Origin of the sequence: Fibrobacter sp. UBA3718 (assembly GCF_002371935.1) — a bacterium.
In the GTDB taxonomy this organism is placed as follows: domain Bacteria; phylum Fibrobacterota; class Fibrobacteria; order Fibrobacterales; family Fibrobacteraceae; genus Fibrobacter.
This window is the reverse complement of the sequence record NZ_DFHR01000021.1, coordinates 146,663-167,229: the sequence shown is the minus strand read 5'-3', so window position 1 is coordinate 167,229 and position 20,567 is coordinate 146,663. Positions and strand designations below refer to the sequence as shown.

General features: G+C 56.7%; 16 protein-coding genes. 8 read left to right on the top strand and 8 right to left on the bottom strand.

Features of this window, described 5'->3' with window-relative positions:
• Window positions 1–68: 68 nt before the first annotated feature.
• From B4A77_RS08250 to B4A77_RS08235, 4 genes are all read right to left on the bottom strand, one after another.
• Window positions 69–1,778, bottom strand: coding sequence for an acyl-CoA dehydrogenase family protein (locus tag B4A77_RS08250; protein WP_290739853.1), 1,710 nt, complete (start codon window positions 1,776–1,778; stop codon window positions 69–71).
• 5 nt (window positions 1,779–1,783) lie between these two features.
• Window positions 1,784–2,809 (bottom strand): electron transfer flavoprotein subunit alpha/FixB family protein, encoded by a 1,026-nt coding sequence (locus B4A77_RS08245; RefSeq protein WP_072807905.1) that lies wholly within the window; start codon window positions 2,807–2,809, stop codon window positions 1,784–1,786.
• A 3-nt stretch (window positions 2,810–2,812) separates the two neighbouring features.
• Window positions 2,813–3,694 (bottom strand): electron transfer flavoprotein subunit beta/FixA family protein, encoded by an 882-nt coding sequence (locus B4A77_RS08240; RefSeq protein ID WP_072807907.1) that lies wholly within the window; start codon window positions 3,692–3,694, stop codon window positions 2,813–2,815.
• Between the two features lie 220 nt (window positions 3,695–3,914).
• The gene (locus B4A77_RS08235) at window positions 3,915–5,810 is read right to left on the bottom strand and encodes a M6 family metalloprotease domain-containing protein (RefSeq protein ID WP_290739850.1); all 1,896 of its coding nucleotides are present in this window, start codon (window positions 5,808–5,810) and stop codon (window positions 3,915–3,917) included.
• A gap of 147 nt (window positions 5,811–5,957) precedes the next feature.
• On the opposite strand from B4A77_RS08235, the gene pyrH reads away from it, so the two are divergent.
• The 5 genes from pyrH to B4A77_RS08210 all read left to right on the top strand — a co-directional run bounded on the left by pyrH (window position 5,958) and on the right by B4A77_RS08210 (window position 9,366).
• A complete protein-coding gene (gene pyrH / locus B4A77_RS08230) occupies window positions 5,958–6,662 on the top strand; it encodes a UMP kinase (RefSeq protein WP_072827780.1) in 705 nt (234 codons plus the stop codon).
• 188 nt (window positions 6,663–6,850) lie between these two features.
• Window positions 6,851–7,384 carry a ribosome recycling factor gene (frr, locus tag B4A77_RS08225; protein WP_290725782.1) on the top strand — a complete coding sequence of 178 codons (534 nt, stop codon included), beginning with the start codon at window positions 6,851–6,853 and terminating at the stop codon, window positions 7,382–7,384.
• Between the two features lie 12 nt (window positions 7,385–7,396).
• Window positions 7,397–8,107 (top strand): isoprenyl transferase, encoded by a 711-nt coding sequence (locus tag B4A77_RS08220; protein WP_290739848.1) that lies wholly within the window; start codon window positions 7,397–7,399, stop codon window positions 8,105–8,107.
• Window positions 8,100–8,981, top strand: coding sequence for a phosphatidate cytidylyltransferase (locus B4A77_RS08215; protein ID WP_173382179.1), 882 nt, complete (start codon window positions 8,100–8,102; stop codon window positions 8,979–8,981). Before B4A77_RS08220 ends, B4A77_RS08215 begins: the two co-directional genes overlap by 8 nt.
• A gap of 16 nt (window positions 8,982–8,997) precedes the next feature.
• Window positions 8,998–9,366, top strand: coding sequence for a hypothetical protein (locus tag B4A77_RS08210; protein ID WP_173366811.1), 369 nt, complete (start codon window positions 8,998–9,000; stop codon window positions 9,364–9,366).
• Here B4A77_RS08210 and B4A77_RS08205 read toward each other — a convergent pair.
• Together B4A77_RS08205 and B4A77_RS08200 are read right to left on the bottom strand one after the other, a co-directional pair.
• Window positions 9,363–10,445: a histidine phosphatase family protein gene (locus B4A77_RS08205; protein WP_290739844.1), complete on the bottom strand. Its 1,083-nt coding sequence runs from the start codon at window positions 10,443–10,445 to the stop codon at window positions 9,363–9,365. The two genes, B4A77_RS08210 and B4A77_RS08205, sit on opposite strands and share 4 nt — an antisense overlap.
• Window positions 10,445–12,379, bottom strand: a complete 1,935-nt coding sequence (locus B4A77_RS08200) for a formylglycine-generating enzyme family protein (RefSeq protein WP_290739841.1) — start codon at window positions 12,377–12,379, stop codon at window positions 10,445–10,447. Before B4A77_RS08200 ends, B4A77_RS08205 begins: the two co-directional genes overlap by 1 nt.
• 139 nt (window positions 12,380–12,518) lie before the next feature.
• Here B4A77_RS08200 and dxr point away from each other — a divergent pair, with 139 nt between their 5' ends.
• The 3 genes from dxr to B4A77_RS08185 all read left to right on the top strand — a co-directional run bounded on the left by dxr (window position 12,519) and on the right by B4A77_RS08185 (window position 17,173).
• Window positions 12,519–13,667, top strand: coding sequence for a 1-deoxy-D-xylulose-5-phosphate reductoisomerase (gene dxr / locus B4A77_RS08195; RefSeq protein ID WP_173382182.1), 1,149 nt, complete (start codon window positions 12,519–12,521; stop codon window positions 13,665–13,667).
• 162 nt (window positions 13,668–13,829) lie between these two features.
• Complete coding sequence (locus B4A77_RS08190; RefSeq protein ID WP_290739838.1) at window positions 13,830–15,071, top strand: alpha/beta hydrolase; 1,242 nt, start codon at window positions 13,830–13,832, stop codon at window positions 15,069–15,071.
• 113 nt (window positions 15,072–15,184) lie between these two features.
• The gene (locus tag B4A77_RS08185) at window positions 15,185–17,173 is read left to right on the top strand and encodes a glycoside hydrolase family 9 protein (RefSeq protein WP_290739835.1); all 1,989 of its coding nucleotides are present in this window, start codon (window positions 15,185–15,187) and stop codon (window positions 17,171–17,173) included.
• 32 nt (window positions 17,174–17,205) lie between these two features.
• Here the strand turns inward: B4A77_RS08185 and B4A77_RS08180 are convergent, their stop codons facing one another.
• Window positions 17,206–18,780, bottom strand: coding sequence for a glycosyl hydrolase family 8 (locus B4A77_RS08180; protein ID WP_290739832.1), 1,575 nt, complete (start codon window positions 18,778–18,780; stop codon window positions 17,206–17,208).
• Between the two features lie 93 nt (window positions 18,781–18,873).
• Window positions 18,874–20,538 carry a glucose-6-phosphate isomerase gene (pgi, locus tag B4A77_RS08175; RefSeq protein WP_097034631.1) on the bottom strand — a complete coding sequence of 555 codons (1,665 nt, stop codon included), beginning with the start codon at window positions 20,536–20,538 and terminating at the stop codon, window positions 18,874–18,876.
• Window positions 20,539–20,567 lie beyond the last annotated feature (29 nt).

Below are 20,567 nucleotides of genomic sequence, written 5' to 3'. Positions count from 1 at the left end.
TCCAACTTTCGGGGTTCACATCAAGTTGAGCCGGGGTTTTCAATTTCGCGTTGTCGCTTTATTGAAAATTACTTCTTGTAATTTTCAATAGCAGCCACATCCACGCTCTTCACGAAGTTGTAGTGCTTGGCGACTTCGGCTTCGGCTAGGTTCAGGTACACCTTCATGCTCTTTTCGAACAGTTCCGGTGCCTTGGTGGCGTCGCGGAGGAGCAATTGGGTCATCACGCAGTTGGCGGCGAGTTCGTACAAGTGACGGCTGCAGAGGTCGGTGAATTCGTTGTTTTCAACGGACTTCACGTATTCAATAGCTTCGTTGTACTTTTCGTCCATAGCCTTGGCACGGGCCTTGAGGCTTTCGTATTCGGCGGCCACTTCGCCCGCTTCCAGTTCCTCGAGCATCTGGCTGTAGGTACCGGTGTTGATGTGCGGGAGAGCTGCAACCGTCTGGAGCTGCGTCGTACCTTCGTAAATCGAAGTGATACGAGCGTCGCGGTAGAGGCGCTGGCAGGCGTATTCGAGCATGTAGCCGGAACCGCCGTGAACCTGGATGCTGTCGTAGGCGTTCAGGTTGGCGTATTCGGAGTTCATGCCCTTCGCAAGCGGCGTGCAAGCAGAAGCGAGCTTCTGGTATCGCTTGAGTTCTGCCTTCTCCTCGTCGGTGAGCTTGCGGGTGCGCTCGATGTCTTCGAGGCCCTTGTAGATGTCCACGTAGCGGGCTGTCTGGTACAGGAGTGCGCGGCCTGCGTCGAGGCGTGCCTTGATGTTGGAAATCATCTCGTACACAGCCGGGAAGTTCACGATGGCCTGGCCGAACTGCTTGCGGTCCTTGGCATAGGCGAGAGCTTCGTTGTATGCCATCTGGCTGATGCCCACGGACTGTGCTGCAATGCCGAGACGTGCACCGTTCATGAGGGCCATCACGTACTTGATGAGGCCGAACTTGCGGCGGCCACAGAGTTCAGCCTTCGCGTTCTTATAGACAAGTTCGCAGGTCGGGCTTCCGTGGATGCCGAGCTTGTTCTCGATGCGGCGCACGTTCACGCCACCGTCGCGCTTGTCGTAGATGAACATGGAAAGACCGCGGCCGTCGTGGGTGCCTTCTTCGGAGCGGGCGAGCACCAGGTGGATGTCGCTGTCGCCGTTGGTGATGAAGCGCTTGACACCGTTAAGGTACCAGCACTTGTCAGCTTCGCTGTAGGTGGCCTTGAGCATCACGCGCTGCAAGTCAGAACCTGCATCCGGTTCGGTCAAGTCCATGGACATCGTTTCGCCGGCGCACACGCGCGGGATAAAGCGGGAACGCTGGTCTTCGTCGCCGAATTCATAGAGCGTTTCAATGCAGTCCTGGAGGGACCAGATGTTCTCGAAACCGGCGTCTGCAGAGGCGATCATTTCGTTGATGGCCGTGTAGGCGGTAATCGGGAAGTTGAGACCGCCGAAGCGTCGCGGCATCGTGACACCGTTGAGGCCGGCCTTGCGGGTGGCTTCCAGGTTCTCGTAGGTCTTGCTCGCGTAACGAACGCGGCCGTCTTCGCAGTGGGGGCCTTCGGCGTCCACGTCTTCCGAGTTCGGGAAGATGGTGTTCGCGGTGATGTCGCCCGCGACTTCGAGCACGCGGTTGTAGCTGTCTATCGCGTCGGCGTAGTCTTCCGGCGCATAGTCAAAGCTGTCCTTGTCGGCGTAGCCGTTTTCCTTGAGCTCCACGATGCGCTGCATCAAAGGAGAGCTTTCAAGGTTGAACTTAATCTCTGGATGGTCTGTGTAAAAATTCGCCATAACGCCTACTTGTTGTTTGCCTTGTAATACTTGATCATCTTCGGGATGACCTCTTCGACGGTGCCGTTGATCACGTAGTCAGCGATAGCGTTGATCGGGGCGTCGGGGTCGGAGTTCACGGAGATGATGATTCCTGAATCCTGCATGCCGGCGAGGTGCTGAATCTGGCCGGAGATACCGCAGGCGATATACACCTTCGGGCGTACGGTCACGCCGGTCTGGCCAATCTGGCGGTCATGATCGGCAAAGCCCGCGTCGATAGCGGCACGGCTTGCGCCCACTTCGGCGTGGAGTTCCTTCGCCAGTTCGAACAGCATGTCGAAGTTTTCCTTGGAGCCCATGCCGTAACCACCGGCGACCACGATGGGTGCGCCCTTGAGGTTGTGCTTGGCCTTTTCCACATGGCGTTCGAGCACCTTGACCACGTATTCCGTTTCCGGCACGTACTTGGCCACGTCGTGCTTGATGACTTCGCCCTTGTAGTTCGGATCGACAATTTCCTTCTTCATCACGCCTTCGCGCACCGTCGCCATCTGCGGGCGGTGTTCCGGGTTCACAATCGTTGCGACGATGTTGCCGCCGAACGCCGGGCGAATTTGGCAGAGCTGGTTTTCGTAGAACTTCTTCACGCCGCCGATGCTCATTTCGAAGCTGTCGATTTCGAGTTCGGTACAGTCGGCGGTAAGGCCGCTGTGCATGGCGCTGGAAATGCGCGGGCCTAAGTCACGGCCAATCACCGTTGCACCGAGCAGGCAAATCTGCGGCTGCTCTTCCTTGAAGAGGTTCACCACGAGCGATGCGTGCGGGTTGGTGGTGTAGGGGAAGAGCCCTTCGGCATCGAACACATGGACCTTGTCCACACCGTAGGGGAACACCTGCTTTTCAATTCCGTCGAGGCCCTTGCCTGCGCAGATGCATTCGAGCTGAACGCCGAGCGTGTTGGCGAGCTTGCGGCCCTTGGACAAAAGTTCGAGGGAAACATCGACAACGGTCGTGCCCTCAATTTCGCAATATACAAATACGTTATTCATAGGCTAGCCAATAATCTTCCCGTCTAAAAGTTCCTTGATAAGTCCTTCGACGTCGGCGTCGCTTGCGGTGAGCGTGCGGCTTTCCTTCGCCTTGAACACGATGTTCTTGACAGCCTTCACGTTCGTCGGCGAACCGGCCTTACCGATCTGTGCAGGGTCTGCGTCGATGTCGGCGGCACCCCACTGCGGAATGTTCAGGTAGGGCTTCTTCGCGATGAGGGCTTCGTACTTTTCGGCGTCTTCCGGCTTGCGTTCGGCAACCACCGTAGCGTTCTTGAACTTCATGAGGCGCTTTGCGTTGCGCGGACGGCACGGGGCCGCACTTCCGTTCACGGTCACGACCAGCGGGAGCGGTGCTTCCACCGTTTCCACACCACCGTCGATGTGGCGGCGGATCACGACCTTACGGGCCTTTTCGTCGAGGGAGAGAATTTCTTCGGCGTAGGTCACCTGGGTAAGGCCGAGCTTTTCTGCAATCTGCGGACCGACCTGTGCGGTATCGCCGTCGATAGCCTGGCGGCCACCGAGGATAATGTCGTAGTCGCCAATCTTCTTGACGGCCTGGGCGAGCGTGTAGCTCGTAGCGAGAGTGTCAGCACCACCGAGCGGGCGGTCCGTCACCACGAAACCCTCGTCGGCACCGCGGTACAGAGCTTCGCGGACGACTTCGGCAGACTTCGGGAGACCCATGGTCAGCACAGAGATGGTGGAACCCGGGAACTGGTCCTTCAAACGAAGGGCTTGCTCCAGGGCGTTCAGGTCTTCGGGGTTGAAGACCGCGGGCAATGCGGCACGATTGATGGTTCCCTGCTCCGTCATGGCATCGGGGCCCACGTTTCGTGTATCAGGTACTTGCTTAGCAAGCACAACGATTTTAAGACTCATTATATCCTTATAGTGTTGAATTTACGTTTTATGTTTTGCTGTGTACAAGATAGAAATTATCGGGTGTCCCGCCCCGACCTCGAGTAGAGGTCTTTCCCACGTCATCTCTGTATAAGAAAATTGACGTTTTTTTGTAATAAAATACTTTGGCTTAAATGCGAAAAAAGCCCGATTTGAGATTCAATCGGGCTCAACATTATTTCATAGTATACTATATAAGTTATTTCACTTCCACGTAAACGCCCTTGGGCAGGTCGGGGAGGGATCCGTTGGCGTTGCGCACCCCCACGGGCTGGCCGAGCACGTTGAATATCCTATTCCCGGGCTTGCCGTGGCGAGCCTTCTCGATATTGCGGATGATGGTGGTGCCGCCTTCGATTGTCACCTTGATTTCGAAGGTGACCTGCTTGCTCCCGTAAACGAGAGCCTGCCTTACGGTGAAGGTGTCTCCGGCATTGACTTTACCAGGCATGTGGCCTATTTTAGTGGTCATGGTCGTGAGGTCCATGTTGGAGAACACAATGCTGGTGCCGTTCGGGTCCCAGGCGACAATTTTGCCGCCATTGTCGAACCAGTGTCCGGTACCTTCGCCGGTCGTTTGGCTGTTGAGCGTTCCGTCGGGTTCTACGCCATAGAATTCTACTTTGTCTTCAATTTCGGTCCGCTTGATTCCGAAAATGCTTGCGACTTCATTGCCGTTCAGGTCGAGCGTTACGGGCGCATAGTTGTCGTTTATCGGGAGTGTCGTTTCGAGCGCGATTTTCTGGACCGTGATTTCGACAGAACTGCTGGATGCGGGTTCCGACGAACTGGACGATGGCTCGGAACAGTTCTCGCCGATGCAGAACGTGAGCGTCTCTCCGGGGGTCCCGATGTCGGTGATTTTCAATCCCGTCTTGGAACCGTTGTACCAGCGGATAGCGGGGTAGGCGTCATCTGAAAATTCCGCGTAGGTCCCGCTCTTGAAGAACGTGTTGGCGGTGCTGCCCGGGCTTGGCCACTGGTCAGTTACGGCATCGCTCGTTTTGCCTGCCGCGCTGGCGTGCACGATTCGGAGTCCGAGTTTGTCTGCGGAGGAATTTCCCTCAATCGAAAAGTCGTAATGTTGCATCAGGAGGCCGCTACCTGCTAGGACTTTGTTACGGCCTTTATTTTGTACGTAAGACCATGCCAGGCCTTCCTTGTCGGGCCTGTTCGGGTTCTTGTAGCGGTAGCAGAACTCTCCCGGCTTCGTAATTTCAAGGCTTGTTACGTTGTTTACATCGTTGCTCGTGATGTCTACGAACGGAATCCAGCCCTGGTCCGCACGGTAGAAGTCGTTTATCGCCACCGGGTTCAGGTCGTTCGCACGGTTGCCCATGGTGCAGTAGTCGCCGTACCAGTAGAGGTCCGGCCAACCGAAGATCATGTGCCCCGATTCATGCACAAAGACGTATATCGAAAACTTGCCCGGCATGTCCGTCATCTGATGGTGCGTGAGCCGGACTCCATCGCGCTTTTCGCTGGACCATCCGGAATGCGGCCAGAGCCCCTGACCCCATGTCTGTCCGGGGCCTGCATACACGATGTTAATGGCTTCGGTGGTGCCGTCCTTGTCGTTGTCGTAACGTGAAAAATCTACCTGGGGGTCGAAATACTCAAAGACCTCTTTCATGAGCGAATCGGAACCCGAGTATCCTTGCAAACCTTCGTACCAGGACTTGGGATGCTTTGCGCGGTACCAACCGTAGACTTCGTTCGTGAGGTCCAGTTGCCCGTTGGAAACGTCGAGGTAGTAGTCGCGTACGGAACCGTTGCAACCGTCCCGATTGAATCCTTCTTTATTCAGCCATTCCTTGACTTCGTCCACTGTAACGGGGGCGGGCTTATCCGAAAAATCGACGAGCAGGGTAAGGCTGTAGATTTTGCCCTTGGGGGCGGCGTAGTGGCTCTTGGTCGTGACTGCGGTCGTTTTCATGAGGGTGCGAGATTGTGGCGTGCCACGGGAATTGTCAAACGTGGGCATCGCCTCGGCGGGCCATTCCTGGACGCGCTTCCCCTGGTACACGATGTCAGCGAGCGCCATCGCGGGCAGCATCAATGCGATAAGACTAAAAAACGGAATCCTGTTTTTCATAAACATCCCTCTGCGAGAATCATACACCCGGTGTTAATATATTCTTTTTTGGGACGAAGCGGTTGCCTGTAGCAAAGAATCCGTGTTAAAGACGTGTAATAATTTGTTGCTTGTTTTTCCTCCCCGCAATTTATTACATTTTCGGATATGAAATTCAAACGCATTCTTCTCAAGCTCAGTGGCGAAGCCCTCGCAGGCGAAAAGGGCCACGGTATCGATAACCAGATTCTCTCCGACATGGCGTCCGAAATTGCCTCCATCGTCAAGCAGGGCGTGCAGGTCGCGCTCGTGATTGGCGGCGGCAATCTCGTCCGTGGCATTTCCGCTTCTGCAGGCGGCATGAACCGCGCCCAGGGTGATGCCATGGGCATGCTCGGCACCGTGATGAACGGCCTCGCCATGCAGGACGCCCTCGACAAGCAAGGAATCGACTCCGTAGTGATGTCCGCCATCCGCATGGAACCGGTCTGCGAATTCTTCGACCGCCGCAAGGCCCTCAAACTCCTTTCCGCAGGCTCCGTCGTGATTTTCTCCGCCGGTACGGGCAATCCGTTCTTCACGACAGACAGCTGCGCCGCCCTCCGTGCCATCGAAAGCGAATGCGACGTCATCATGAAGGCTACCAAGGTCGACGGCATCTACACCGCAGACCCGGTCAAGGACCCGACAGCCACCCGCTTCGACGACATCAGCTACAAGGAAGTCATTTCCCGCGGCCTCAAGGTCATGGACACCGCAGCCGTCGCCCTCTGCATGGAAAACAACATGCCCATCTTCGTGTTCAAGATGGAAAAGGGCAATTTGACCCGCGCGGCCATCGAAGGTGACCTCGGCACGCTGGTGCACTGCTAACCCTCATCGTCATCCCCGGCTCGACCGGGCGGACAGCACTTAACAACTTGTTGTTTAGTGCGCATGGCCACCAAGGTGGGGATCTTTACGCGGTACTTTCTAGGGATTTTTACTTATATTTAACTACGGAAACAAACCATCAACTCTTAACTAACTAGTGACTAATGACTAGTGACTAGGAACGAACTATGGCAGACTATACCGAAAAAATGGACAAGGCCATCGAGGCCACCGAACGTGAATTCTCCAAGATCCGCGCTGGCCAGGCTAGCCCCGCTATCCTCAACGACGTGCGCATCGACTACTACGGCACCCCGACGCCGATTTCCCAGGTGGCGAAGATTTCTGTGCCCGAACCGCGTATGCTGCTCGTGACCCCGTGGGAAAAGCAGCTCGTCGACACCATCGACAAGGCGATTCTTGCGGCAAATATCGGCGTGACCCCGATGAAGGACGGCAACTGCATCCGCGTGTCGCTTCCCATACTCACGACCGAACGTCGCCAGGAACTCGCGAAGGTGGCCCGCAAGCATGCCGAAGAAGGCCGCGTGGCTATCCGTAACATCCGCCGCGATGCGAACGACGCCATCAAGAAGAACAAGGACCTGCCCGAAGACGAAGTCAAGAAGCAGCAGGACGAAATCCAGAAGGCGACCGACAAGTATATCGCAAAGATTGACGCTATCCTTGCCGAGAAGGAAGCGGACCTCCTCAAGGTGTAGTCCGGGGCGACCGTGGCGAACCAGCTTAGACATGTTGCCATCATTATGGACGGTAACGGGCGTTGGGCCCGTAGCCGCGGGCTAGAGCGTTTTCTCGGGCACCGCAAGGGCACGCAGGCGACCATCGACGCGGTGGAAGTTGGCGTGAATCTGGGCCTCGAGCACATGACCCTCTACGTGTTCAGTTCCGAAAACTGGGGCAGGCCCAGCAAGGAAGTGGATTACCTGATGAACCTCCTCATCGAGATGGTGGTGAAGGAAATCCCCGACCTCATGGAGAAGAACGTGAAGCTCAAGGTCATCGGGAACATGGAACGCCTGCCCGAAAAGCCGCGCGCATCGCTCCAGTCCGCCATCGACAAGACGGCGGGCAACACGGGCATGCAACTGAACCTCGCCATCTCGTACGGTGGCAGGCTCGAAATCGTGGATGCGGCGAAGGCGATCGCCACGCAGGTGCAGGCGGGGACGCTCAAGGTCGAGGATATCGACGAGAACGTGTTTGCGAAGAATTTGTATTTGAAGGGCGCTCCCGATCCGGACCTGGTTATCCGTACCGGCGGCGAGTTCAGGCTTTCGAACTACCTGCTCTGGCAGGCGGCTTACAGCGAGTTCTACGTGACGGACACGCTGTGGCCCGACTTTACCAAGGAAGAGTTCATGAAGGCCGTTGAGTTTTTCAAAACCCGCGAAAGAAGGTTTGGGAAGGTGTTGCATGAGTAACTTGGCTCAGCGTTTGATTACGGCGTTTGTCGCCATTCCTATAGTGTTCGTGTTGCTGTGGTTCTGCGACTACAGCCGTATTGGCCTCATGTGCTTCCTTGCGGGCGTGGGCGCCTGGGAATGGGCGGGCATGGTCTCCAAGATGTACAAGGGTCCCGACATGCGCTACCTCTCGTTTGCGGCAAGCTTTGCCCTCACGCTGGCTTGGGCGCTTGCCTCGGGCGGGTTCTTCGGGCTGACCGCCGTGCCTTACGTTGTCGGGATGACGGCGATGTTTGTGTTCGGCCTGTATATCGCCATCGCCTACGCGAAGGTCGAAATCGATCACATGTTCCCCTGGATGGTGATGCACCTTGCGGCCCCGCTCTACCTCGGACTTTGGGGTGGTATCAACGTGCAGATGATGGGCAACGGACAGGGTCTCGAACACTGCTATCCGTTTATCCTCGTGATGACCTCCGTGTGGCTGTGCGATACGGTCGCGTATTTCTTCGGAAAGTTTGCTGCGGGCAAGGGACCCTTCGGACGCCATCCGTTCGCTCCGAACATCAGTCCCAAGAAGACTTGGGAAGGCTCCATTGCCGGTTCTGTCGCAACTATCGCGTGGGTCGCCTACTGGGCCAAGTGCAGTTCTGCCCTTGCGGTTTTCGACGTGCGGCTCGACTGGACGCTCGCGGTCGTGCTTGGACTCCTGATTACTGTCGCGGGCCAGGCGGGTGACCTCCTGATGAGCGCCCTCAAGCGTTGGAGCGGCACCAAGGATTCGGGCAACCTGTTCGTGGGGCACGGTGGCGTGCTCGACCGCTGCGATTCCTTCTACCTCGCGGCCCCGATGCTCGTGCTGCTGATGGATTTCTTCAAGAATATTGCCTAAAAGTCAAGGAGGAAAAATGAAAAAGTTTCTCGTTTTTGCTTTCGCCGCTGCTATGACTCTCGCTGCTTGTGGTGACGACGATACCAATCCTACTTCTGGCGGTAACGATAATACCGATCCCGATAACGGTGGCAAGAAGGATGACGGCAAACTGGATGCTGGCTGCAACTTCGCAAAAGAAGATAATGTTTGGAAGTACAAGTATTCAACTTGGGAATACATCGACGAATATACCTGGGTTGACGAGACGACGGTCGATTACAAGGCATATAAGAAAGCGTATCACATGGAAGACGATGACACGACCTATACGGGCGTGAACCGCGACGAGTTCTTCGAAAAGGTTATGGAAGATTGCCTGTTCTACCAGAACATGGACAACTAGCGCTTTATTCCGTGTTCCGCCATGTAGATGGCGAGATAGTCGATAACTCCTGAATCTGCTCCCTTCACGGGAACATACCGCAGGTTGTTCTGCGCGTCGATGATGACGGCGAGCCCGGCGATGTAGTTTATCCAGTGATAGTCCTCGTGATACTTGAGGGCAACCTTTCCTCCGGAACCGAACACGGCCAGGGGCATCACGAATATATCGTGCGAGACCATGATGCTCACGCGCTTCCACTTGGACAGGTTCTTGAGGATGACCTTTTCCATGAATTCCTGGGCGCGGGGCGCAAGTTCGTAGAGTGCGTCGGGGTAGGGTTCTCCGTATGCCCAGTGGGCCATGAGCTCGACGGAACTTCCCTGCATGCCGAGCTTTGTCGCGTATTGTGCGAGCTCGTCTGCGGAAATCTTCAGGAACCAGTTGCCGGTGATGTCGTAGTTCGTGATGAGCTTCGGGAGGTTCGCTTCGCCGCGTCCCTTCGATATGTTATTCGCAGTCTCGTTCGTGCGCACGAATCCCGAGGTGATGTAACTGAATTCTTCGTCGCTCCTGAGAGTTTTTCCTAAGTCCTGGGCCATCTTCACTCCGTTTGCGGTGAGTTCCGTCTCTATCGCCACGGCGTCTTCGCGCTCGGAATGGCGTATGATGAATACCGCCTTCTCGCTAGGCGCTAGGCTCCTGTAAACATCGGAAACCGTCGCGAATCCGTCCTTGTCGAGCGGGATTTCTGTTACTGCGGTCACGGAGCCGGCAGAGCCTGCGGAACTCGACGATTCAGGAACGGAATTTGCGGAGGAGGAAGATTTGATACGCTCTACTACTGATGACGAATGTCCGTGTGTGTAGTGAGCGCTGGAAGAAGAAGCCGGAAGGGAGGAAGACGACATGGCAGCCGACGACCCTTCCGGTGAATCTTGCGCAGATGACCCCCCAAACAGATTTCCGGAGTCAGGAATATCAAGGTCAGATGCGCTTGATTCAATTTCGGTTGGTTCTACATCTTTTGATGACGTGCCCGAATCGGTGCAGGCAATGAACGCGCCTGCAGTGAAGATGGCGAGTGTGAAGACGCGCATCACGAACCCCACTGGTAATCGCCCGCCTCGTACACCGGATTTTCACCGTTGAAGCCGCGCGGGCGCTTGATCTTGTCGTCAAATACGGTCTTGTTGAAGATGCGGAAGTCGCCGCGCTCGTAGCTTTGGAACGAGATGTGGCAGAAGATGGGCCCTGCCGGCATGTATTCGCTGTAGCTCATGGTGCGTTCGCCCGCGGTGTAGAGGTAGTTGAAGTATTTGCCGTTCAGTACGATGTGGAGCCCGATGTTACCCACGGTGAACCAGCGACCCTTCGCGAGGATGTTTTCGTGGTGGGTGTCGTCGTAGTCCATCACCACGAATTCCGCATCGCCATTTTTATCGAGATGGAAACGGTACTTGTGGTTGCCCCCGCAGCAGCGGCCGTCGAAGAACCATGTATAGCCACTTGCCGCAGCGATGCGCGGGTCGCGCACGCTCGTGTCGGGGTGGGCGAGCTGTTCGTCGCTCACGAGGCGCTCGGGTTCCACTGCGGCAATCAGCTGTGCAAGCGTTTTCGGGTTGCTTACGGAGGTGAGCGTGATCTTGTTTTTCGCCTCGCTCATGGAGCGGCGATACAGGCGGTAGGGAATGCCGTCGTCGCTGATCATCGTCATTTCGTCCTGGCTAAAGATGTAGTAGGCGTATGTCTTGGTGCCGCTCCGTGTGACCACGTTGAAACTGCGGTTGTTGAGCGTGTACCACTGTCCTGATACATTTGGGAATCCCGAAACTGCCGCGTTTCCGTCTTCGGCGATGACAACGGTGTAGTCGTCGCTGATCCATGCTTCGTCGGCAGCGGTAATCAGGCGGCAGTCGCGATTCTTGTCGCCCTGGCAGGCGGCAGCCGAGGGGTTCGCCGCTTCGCAGGGGCTCACCATGCCTGGCGGGAGTTCCGCCGACATGCCGATACGGAATCCCATGTCGGCGGCGCCATCGCGGCTGCGGATGGCGCGACGGCTCACCCGCGCGAACTCCGCGGGTTCGCCGTAACTCCCGCCGCGGCGCGTCTTGTTCCCGCTTCCTGTGAGCTGTACCGGATTCACCTTGTCGCCCGCGGTGTAGCCCACGAGCCAGTCGTAGACCCATTCCCACGAGTTTCCGCTCATGTCGTATAGCCCGAGCTTGTTCGGTTTCTTGGTCGCCACGTCGTGCGCCTTGCCGCCGCTGTTTTCGGAATACCATGCCACGTCATCGACGCTGTTGCTGCCCGAGAACTTGAAGTTGTCTGCGACGCCGTCCTTGCCGCCGCGTGCCGCGAATTCCCATTCGGCATCGGTCAGCAGGCGGTACTGATGGCCCGAAAGCTGCCCGAGCTTGCAGGCGAAACTGTTCGCGTCGAACCAGCTCACGCCGATTTTGGGAGCCTTGTCCGATTCCCAGACGTTTTTCTTGCCGCCCATCACTGCGTTCCATTGCCCGATAGTGACCTCGGTTGTGGCGATATGGTAGGCGCCTACTGTTACTTTGTGCGAAGGTGTCTCGTAAATCTTGTCCTGCTCGGCGCAGTTGTCGCACCCGCGCGTGTACGTGCCCCCCGCGACATACACCATGCTGAATACCGCACCGTTTACGGTGTCGGCGAAGGTGGCCGGCGCCACGTAGGTGTATTCTGAACCCGCGTCGGTGCTGCTGGAACTGCCGGGCCCGAAATCGCCCGAACTGCCGGGAACGTTCCCGCTCGAGCCTGCAATGTTCGTGCTCGAGCTGGGCGCCGAATCCGCACTGGAAGGCGCGTCGCCCGATGAAGTCGCGGGAATCCCTCCCGAAGACTGGTTGTCTCCCGGATTGCTGTTGCCCGTATCGCCTGTAAATGAATTGGAAGAGAGCTCTCCCTCTGGAACAGAAATGCCGTCGGAAGTTTCCGAGCAGCTCCAGAACACCCCAGCGGCGATTATCGACACCGCTAAAACACCCGAAAAGCGCATGCGCATAGCGCACCTCCTTCGAGTTCATAACCATAACCCAATTCTAAACTAGATTTAAAAAGGAGAAAGCGGTGTAAATTTTTGTAAAGAAAACTGCGGATGCGTTTTTTGCTATTATTTAAGGGAATTAGAAAAAGAGGCTTTTATGAAAAACGTCGTCCTTCTCGGTGCCACAGGCTCCATCGGTACGTCCAGCGTCGATGTCATCCTGCAACATTCCGACATTTTTAACTTGTATGCGGTCGCCGCGAACAGCAGTGTGGCGAAGGTCGCCGAAATCGTGCGCAAGTACAAGGTGGAACGCGTGTGCATGTTCGACCCGAACGCCGCGAAGGAACTCGAAGGGATTCTCGGCATGAAGGTGCTCGCCGGCATGGAAGGCTTGTGCGAACTTGCCGCCGACCCGAAGGCCGATATCATCATCAACGCGCTCATGGGTGCGGTGGGCTGCCTCCCGACCATTACCGCCATCGAGCACGGCAAGCATGTGGCCCTCGCGAACAAGGAGACGATGGTCATGGCGGGCCCCGTCATCTGGGACAAGCTTGCGGAAAACCCGAAGTCGTTTATCACACCCATCGATTCCGAACACAGCGCTATTTTCCAGTGCCTCGAGGGCGGCAAGCGCGAAAGCGAAGTGGAGTTCCTCGAAATTACGGCATCGGGTGGCCCCTTCCGCGAATGGCCTATCGAGAAGTTCGAAACCATCACGGTTGCCGACGCGCTCAATCACCCCGTGTGGAGCATGGGCAAGAAGATTACCATCGATTCCGCCTCCATGATGAACAAGGGTCTCGAAGTTCTCGAGGCGCACTTCCTGTTCCATATCCCGTACGAACAAATTAAGGTCGTGGTTCACCCGCAGTCCATGGTGCATTCGCTGGTGCAGTTCCGCGACGGCTCCCTCATGGCGCAGCTCGGCGCTCCCGACATGCGCATCCCCATCCAGGTGGCGCTCACGTGGCCCGACCGTCTGCGTCTCGAAACCAAGCGCCTCGACCTGCCGACGCTTGCAAAGCTCACGTTCTTTGAACCGGATTTCAAGAAGTTCCGTTGCCTTGCCCTCGCGTTCGAGGCGGGCCGCCGTGGCGGTATCGTGCCCTCCATGATGAATGCCGCAAACGAGGTGCTCGTCGACCGCTTCCTCAAGGGAAACCTCAAGTTCACCGATATCCCGAAATACGTGGAAATGGTGATGGAAAAGGCCCCCAATGTGACCGGCCACCTGACGCTCGACCAGGTTCTTGACGCCGACGCCGAAGCCCGCAGGCTCACCGCTTCGCTGATAAAGTAATTTTACAAAGGCGTGTTATCCTGAATGGCCCTTTTGCCCTGAAAACGGCAAAAGGGTTGTTCTTTTATACAACAAAATATCGTTCCTTTTTGTGAAAGGCTCGTGTTTGGGGGGTAAATTTATGTTGTGGTTCGAAAAAAGGAGCCCCAAAAGGAGTCAGAAATGAAAAGTTTGGTTATGGCGGCAGGCTTGTTTGTTGCCGTGTCTTCATTTGCCCAGTGGGGCGACTGGGGTGGCGGAAACAACGGTGGTTTCGGCGGCCCGCAAAATGGATCTACCGTTGCGAATGCGGAAAAAACTGCTGATGTGAACTACGTGGGCGACGGAAAAACCTACCATACGCTGGACATCTATATTCCCAAGGATACGGAGGGGCCGTATCCGGTGGTCATCCACACCTACGGAAGTGCCTGGAGCATGAACAACTACAAGGGCTCTGCGGACTTGGGTACCATCTGCTCTGCTTACGCCAAGGCGGGGTATGCGGTAGTGACGCCGAACCATCGCTCGGCAAGCGATGCCAAGTATCCGGCACAACTGCACGACATCAAGGCCGTGGTGCGTTTTGTTCGTGGCAATGCGGCCAAGTACAAGTTCGATACGAATTTTGTGGCCGTGTCCGGGTTCTCCTCGGGTGGCCACCTTTCGAGCCTCACCGCGACGACATGCGGTTTGAAAGAGGGCAAGTCCGGTTCGGTGACTGTCGATCTGGTCGGAGACCTCGGCGAGTACACCACGTTCAGCAGCTGCGTCGACGGTGCCGTGCTCTGGTCCCCTCCGACAGACATCTACACGATGAACCCCATCAGCATGGGTGGCTCCGGAACCATGGAAGGTGCCTTCATCGGTGTAGAACGCGAAGGGAACAAGGACAAGTGGATGGTCGCGAGTTCACCCTACTACGCGAGTGACGACGATCCGCCGGTAATCATGTTCCACGGAACGTCCGACAATATCGTGAATATAGAGCAGAGCCAGGAACTCTACGATTCCCTCAAGAACCACAACGTGGTAACGGAATTTATCAAGGTGTCTGGAGGCTCCCATGGCGGCGACAAGATGAATGCGAAAGAGAACTTGGACAAGGCGGTCGCCTTCCTCGACAAGGCGCGCGAGGCGAAGGCCGCTGTGGCTGTCGTGACGCCGCCGGACACCTCGGCCCAGGATACGGCAAAGACAGATACGGTCCCGCCGGGAATCGTGTACGATACTCTTCCGGATGCGTTGCCACTCCTGCGTTCGCTTGGCGCGGATCCGGTGACTTACGATGTTTTCGCCTTGGACGGGACCCTGGTCTCGCGTTCTTCCGTGCTCGACAAGAGTTCGCTCAGGCCGGGCGTCTATTACGTGGTCACAAGGACTGCCGCGGGCAGGCGGGATGTGTCCCGGTTTGTGAAAAAGTAAAGCACTTGATACAGTTTGGTTTATAATTCTTTAATAGGCGGTCCTATACGGGCCGCCTTTCCTTATATTGTGTTCAGGTGTATGACAACTTTTCTTGCGCAAGAGAGGATGTTTTGAAAACGAATAGAATCAAGTTGGTCGTGCTTTCCGCGACCGTTGCCGCCGGTGTTTCGACGGCCTTTGCAGCCAATGCCTACATAAACCAGGTGGGTTACCGCCCTTCCGACCCCAAGCAGTTCTCGCTGGTGGGCGCCTCGGGCAATGTCGAAATCGTGAACGCGTCTGGCCAGACGGCCCTTTCCGTGACTCCGGGGGCAGCATCTTACTGGGATGCGAGCGGGCAGAATGTTCAGCTCGTGGATTTCTCCGAACTCAAGACCGCAGGCAAGTACTCCATCAAGGTGGGCGGACAGGTACTCCGCCAGGATTTGGTGGTCAAGGATAACACGTTCGAGGACGTGCTCAAGGCTGCCGCCAAGTGGTTCTACTACCAGCGTGCATCGATGGCTCTCGAGAGTCAGTATGCAGGCAAGTGGAGCCGTGCCGCGGGGCACACGAATTCTACGGTGGAACTCCATAACTCCGCCGGTTCGGGCTCTATCCAGTCTACCAAGGGCTGGTACGATGCAGGCGACTACGGCCGCTATATCGTGAACTCGGGCATTACCACCTACACGCTTCTCTCGCTTTACGAGCACTTCCCGAATTACTTCAAGAGCCTCAAGTGGAATATCCCTGCAGAGGGCAGCCTCCCGGACCTGCTTGCCGAAATCAAGTGGAACCTGGACTGGATGCTTACCATGCAGGCGAATGACGGCAGTGTGTACCACAAGCTTACGTCTCTCGGGTTCCCGGGCGACGTGATGCCCGCGCAGGACAACCTGAAGCTTTACGTTATCGGCAAGAGCGCCGAGGCCGCTTTTGACTTTGCGGGCGTGATGGCTGTTGCCGCCCGCGTGTACAAGCCGTTCGATTCGAATTACGCGAACAAGTGCCTGGAGGCGGCGAAGAAGGCCTATGCCTGGGGCTCGAACAACATGAACGTGCACTTCACGGCAAACCCGTCCGACGTGTCGACCGGTGCCTATGAAGGCGATAATGCGAGCGACGAGAAACTTTTCGCCGGTACGGAACTTGCCATTACGACAAACGACGGGTCGTACAAGCAGTCGGGTACCACGGAGTACATCTCCTACTGGGGCGACATGAAGGGAATTGCCACCTACGGCAAGGCGACTCACGCGTCTGTTTTTAGTGATGCGGGCGAGGCCAAGCAGAAAATCCTTTCAACCGCCGACGGATTCGTGAACCGCACCAAGTCCGGTTTTGGCGTGGTGATGGCGAAGGACGATTTTGTGTGGGGTTCAAACGCCGTGGCCTCCAATCAGGGCGTATGGCTCTTGCATGCCTACTACCTCACCGGCGACGAGAAGTATTATGCCGCAGCGCTCAAGGTGCTCGATTACCTGCTCGGCAAGAACCCGCTCGACATGTCTTTTGTGACGGGTTATGGCACCAAGTCTCCGATGATGCCGCACCACCGCCCGAGTACTTCGGATAACGTAACTGAGCCTATCCCGGGAATGCTCGTGGGTGGCCCGCAGCCCGGTGGCGAGGATGTCGGCTCCGCTGCAGAATGGAAGTGCGCCGACTACAGGACAGGTCAGGCAGCAACGGCCTATACCGACCAGCGCTGCAGTTATGCAACGAACGAGGTCGCTATCAACTGGAATGCCCCGCTTGCCTACTTGGCGGGCGCTCTCGAGGCGATAAACGCGGGCTTCGCTCCCGACTTTGCCGCTGCAGGAGTCGCAAGGAAAAATGTGACGGCGCAGTCTTCGTCCAGTTCCGCCCCGCAGGGCTCTAGTTCTTCTAGCGCGGTGCCTGCTTCAAGCTCTTCGCAGTGGCAGCCGACGCAGTCCAGCTCCTCGCAGTGGAACCCGTGGAATCCGGCCAGTTCCAGCGCGACTACCGCAATTCGCGAGGTTGTGCCTGCCGCAATGCAGGGTGATGCAACGCCACGCCTCCGCGTGAAGGATTTCAAGCTTGTCGTCGAGAAAAACGGCAGGCGCTATGACCTCCGCGGTCATCGCCTGCACTAGTTTATGGCATCAGATGCCGGGCGATAGGGAATCTAGCGTAGGAATACTTTCTTTGTGAAGTTGAATCCAGTTCCTGTCGCCTTCACCATGTAGACTCCCTTGCGGGACTCCTTCCACAGGAATTCCTTGCCTTTGGCCGAAGCCATTTCATGGCCGTTCATATCGTAAATGTGCCAGGAAGCCGTTTCGGGGAGCGAGAAAAGGACTCCGTTTCCGAGGCGGTTGACTTCAAGACTGCTCGATGCAAAGCGTTTTGGCAAAATGCTTTCGGACTTGCGGGGCGTCAAGGAAGATGAATCGCCCGGAGTCGCCGATTTCGGGTTGTCGATGGCGTCAATCACGTTCATGAAGGTCCCGCTCATCATCGAGGCTCCGAACCAGGCGAGGAACTGGTCGAAATACATTTCGTTGTGGAGCGTGTCCTCGATTCCGCCGGTGGGGTCGACGGCGTTTCCGAAGTAGTCTCCACCTTCATAGAACTTGCCGAGTTCTTCGCTGAATGCGATGCGGTCTTTCGATTCGCCGACGGCAAGGGCAGCCGTCGCCCACATGCCGACGGTCAGGTGGCTATGTTCCCTGCGGTAGCGCCAGGTATCCTTGTTCTTGCTGTCGTTGAAGTCGGTCCAGATATCATCGGCGGGCAAGAGCTCGCCCGGATTCTCAATTTGATAGAAATTGGACGCTTCGGCGCCTCCCTTGTCGTTGATGAAAGCGAGGGAATTCTTGAGGAACGCCTTTGCGCGAGGCTCGTCGAACCATACGGCATCAATGGCTACGCGCCAGAGGATGCGGATGGCGTCCTTGAAGAAGGCGCGGCTGTTGAAGTAGGCGTTGTAGCCGAGGCTCCCGGCCCACTTGCCATTGGGCTGCATCCAGTCGGGAATCATGCCCATGCTGTAACCGGGGCTGTTCGCGAGGATTTCGTAAGTCTTTTCGACAACCATGTTCCAGCGGTCACCGTTGCTGTCGAAGTTCGCGAAGATCCTATACCATGCAGGCGAGAAATAGCCCGGATTGACAAAGGCGTCGCCTCCCCATCCTGCGCCTGGGGCTAGGATCCCGCTGCTCGTGACCTGCTTGGTGTCCCACATGCAGTCAAGGATTTTCTTGGCGTGGTCGGCGTAGCCGTAATTGAACTTGGTCGAGGTGTATGGCTTCCATTTGCCGGCGGATACAAGTTTGTCTGCAAAAATGAGGGCGAGGGCCACGTCCTCTTCGGCGTCTGTCGCTGCACCCATTCCGCTGATTTTCCCACTGGGATCCATCTGCCAGTTGTAATAACAGCCGCCCCACATCTTTTCGTTGGCGGTATCCCAGATGCTGTTGAAGTGCTCCTGGTCGTTTGCATATAGGGCGACCAGCATGCCGTAGCCGACGGCCTCGCTTACTGCGTCACCCGGGGTCTCGCTCTTAGGCCTGTGGATGAGGCCCTTGCCTTCGGTGTAGGGGTCGATGTTTCGGCGGATTAGGCCCTGCCAGGTGCTGTCGAGTGCGGCTTTCCAGTAGGATTCGTCGACCTTCGGTTGTGCATTGGGCAGATCCAGGACTGCCTGCGAAAACGAAAACGCGGCAGCTACGCAGAGGGGAACCAGTTTGATGTTTTTCATACAATCTCCGAATTCCCAGATACACTCCTGCCTAAATATATAATAAAACCGCACCCCTACGGATGCGGTTTCTTGAATTCGAACGATGCCGCGTTAGGCCTGGTGGGCCTTGAACCACTTGATGAGCCCGTTGGTGGAGCTGTCGTGGTTCAGTTCGGCGTCGGCCTTGGCCAGTTCCGGAAGAATCTTCTTCGCGAGCTGCTTGCCGAGTTCAACACCCCACTGGTCGTAGCTGTTGATGTTCCAGATAACGCCCTGGGTGAAGATCTTGTGTTCGTACATGGCGATGAGGGCGCCGAGCGTTTCCGGAGAAACGTAGTCCATCATGATGCTGTTGGTCGGCTTGTTGCCTTCGAACACCTTGTGCGGGGCGAGGAATGCGATTTCTTCTTCGCTCTTGCCGTCCTTGCGGAGTTCTTCTTGGGCCTGAGCGAGGGTCTTGCCGTTCATCAGGGCTTCGGGCTGTGCAAAGAAGTTGCTGAGCAGCTTCTGGTGATGGTCGCCGACCTTGTTGTGGCTGTTGGCCGGGGCGATGAAGTCGCAAGGAATCATCTTGGTGCCCTGGTGGATGAGCTGGTAGAAGGCGTGCTGGCCGTTCGTACCCGGTTCACCCCAGAGGATCGGGCCGGTCTGGTAGTTCACGCGCTTGGAGTCGCGGTCAACGGTCTTGCCGTTGGATTCCATGTCGGCCTGCTGGAAGTAGGCGGCCAGGCGGTGCAGGTACTGGTCGTACGGGAGCATCGCGTAGCTGGAAGCACCGAAGAAGTTGTTGTACCACACGCCGATGAGGGCGAGGATCACCGGCATGTTCTTGTCGGCCGGGGCGGTCTTGAAGTGCTGATCCATTTCGTAAGCGCCCTGGTGGAGCTTCATGTAGTTCTCGAAGCCGATGCGGAGCGCGATGGAGAGGCCGATGGCAGACCACAGGGAGTAGCGGCCGCCGACCCAGTTCCAGAATTCGAACATGTTGGCAGTGTCAATACCGAAAGCGGCGACGGCCTCGGTGTTGGTGGAGAGCGCCACGAAGTGCTTGGCGATGGACTTTTCATCGCCATTGAAGGCCTTGAGAACTGCGGCCTTCGCGGTTTCGGCGTTGGTCATGGTTTCAAGAGTGGTGAAGGTCTTGGAAGCGACGATGAAGAGCGTTTCTTCGATGTTCACCTTCTTGAGGGTCTCGGCCATGTGGGTGCCGTCGATGTTAGAAACGAAGTAAACTTCCGGGGAGTATTCGCCGGCAATCGGCTTGTCTGCATAGGGCTTGAGGGCTTCGGTGACCATCACCGGGCCGAGGTCGGAGCCGCCAATACCGATGTTCACCACGTACTTGATGGACTTGCCGGTGTGGCCCTTCCACTTGCCGCTGCGGACGAGGTGGGTGAAGTCTTCCATATGCTTGAGGACCGCACGGACTTCGGGCATCACGTCCTTGCCGTCGACGCAAATCGGGTCATTACCCTTGTAGCGGAGAGCGGTGTGGAGCACGGCGCGCTTTTCGGTGGTGTTAATCTTTTCGCCGGCGAAGTACTTCTTGCGCATGTCTTCGAAGTTGGCGGACTTGAGCAGGTCCTGGAGCTTGGCCATAGTTTCGTCGGTGATGATGTTCTTGGAGTAGTCCAGGAAGAGTCCGCAGGCTTCCAGGCTGAACTTCTCGGCACGGGCCGGGTCCTTCGCGAAGAGTTCCTTCATGTGCCAAGTCTTGGCGACTTCGGCGTGGGCCTCGAGGGCCTTCCATTCCTGAGAATCAGTCAGTTTCGACATAGATTAATCCTTTCCGCAAAAGCGGTTAT

Excerpts from the sequence above, each read along its gene's own strand:
- dxr (WP_173382182.1), top strand. The coding sequence starts at position 12,519 with ATGAAAAACGTCGTCCTTCTCGGTGCCACAGGCTCCATCGGTACGTCC.
- B4A77_RS08245 (WP_072807905.1), bottom strand. The coding sequence starts at position 2,809 with ATGAATAACGTATTTGTATATTGCGAAATTGAGGGCACGACCGTTGTC.
- B4A77_RS08210 (WP_173366811.1), top strand. The coding sequence starts at position 8,998 with ATGAAAAAGTTTCTCGTTTTTGCTTTCGCCGCTGCTATGACTCTCGCT.
- B4A77_RS08250 (WP_290739853.1), bottom strand. The coding sequence starts at position 1,778 with ATGGCGAATTTTTACACAGACCATCCAGAGATTAAGTTCAACCTTGAA.
- B4A77_RS08200 (WP_290739841.1), bottom strand. The coding sequence starts at position 12,379 with ATGCGCATGCGCTTTTCGGGTGTTTTAGCGGTGTCGATAATCGCCGCT.
- B4A77_RS08180 (WP_290739832.1), bottom strand. The coding sequence starts at position 18,780 with ATGAAAAACATCAAACTGGTTCCCCTCTGCGTAGCTGCCGCGTTTTCG.
- B4A77_RS08235 (WP_290739850.1), bottom strand. The coding sequence starts at position 5,810 with ATGAAAAACAGGATTCCGTTTTTTAGTCTTATCGCATTGATGCTGCCC.
- frr (WP_290725782.1), top strand. The coding sequence starts at position 6,851 with ATGGCAGACTATACCGAAAAAATGGACAAGGCCATCGAGGCCACCGAA.
- B4A77_RS08215 (WP_173382179.1), top strand. The coding sequence starts at position 8,100 with ATGAGTAACTTGGCTCAGCGTTTGATTACGGCGTTTGTCGCCATTCCT.
- pgi (WP_097034631.1), bottom strand. The coding sequence starts at position 20,538 with ATGTCGAAACTGACTGATTCTCAGGAATGGAAGGCCCTCGAGGCCCAC.
- pyrH (WP_072827780.1), top strand. The coding sequence starts at position 5,958 with ATGAAATTCAAACGCATTCTTCTCAAGCTCAGTGGCGAAGCCCTCGCA.
- B4A77_RS08190 (WP_290739838.1), top strand. The coding sequence starts at position 13,830 with ATGAAAAGTTTGGTTATGGCGGCAGGCTTGTTTGTTGCCGTGTCTTCA.
- B4A77_RS08240 (WP_072807907.1), bottom strand. The coding sequence starts at position 3,694 with ATGAGTCTTAAAATCGTTGTGCTTGCTAAGCAAGTACCTGATACACGA.
- B4A77_RS08205 (WP_290739844.1), bottom strand. The coding sequence starts at position 10,445 with ATGCGCGTCTTCACACTCGCCATCTTCACTGCAGGCGCGTTCATTGCC.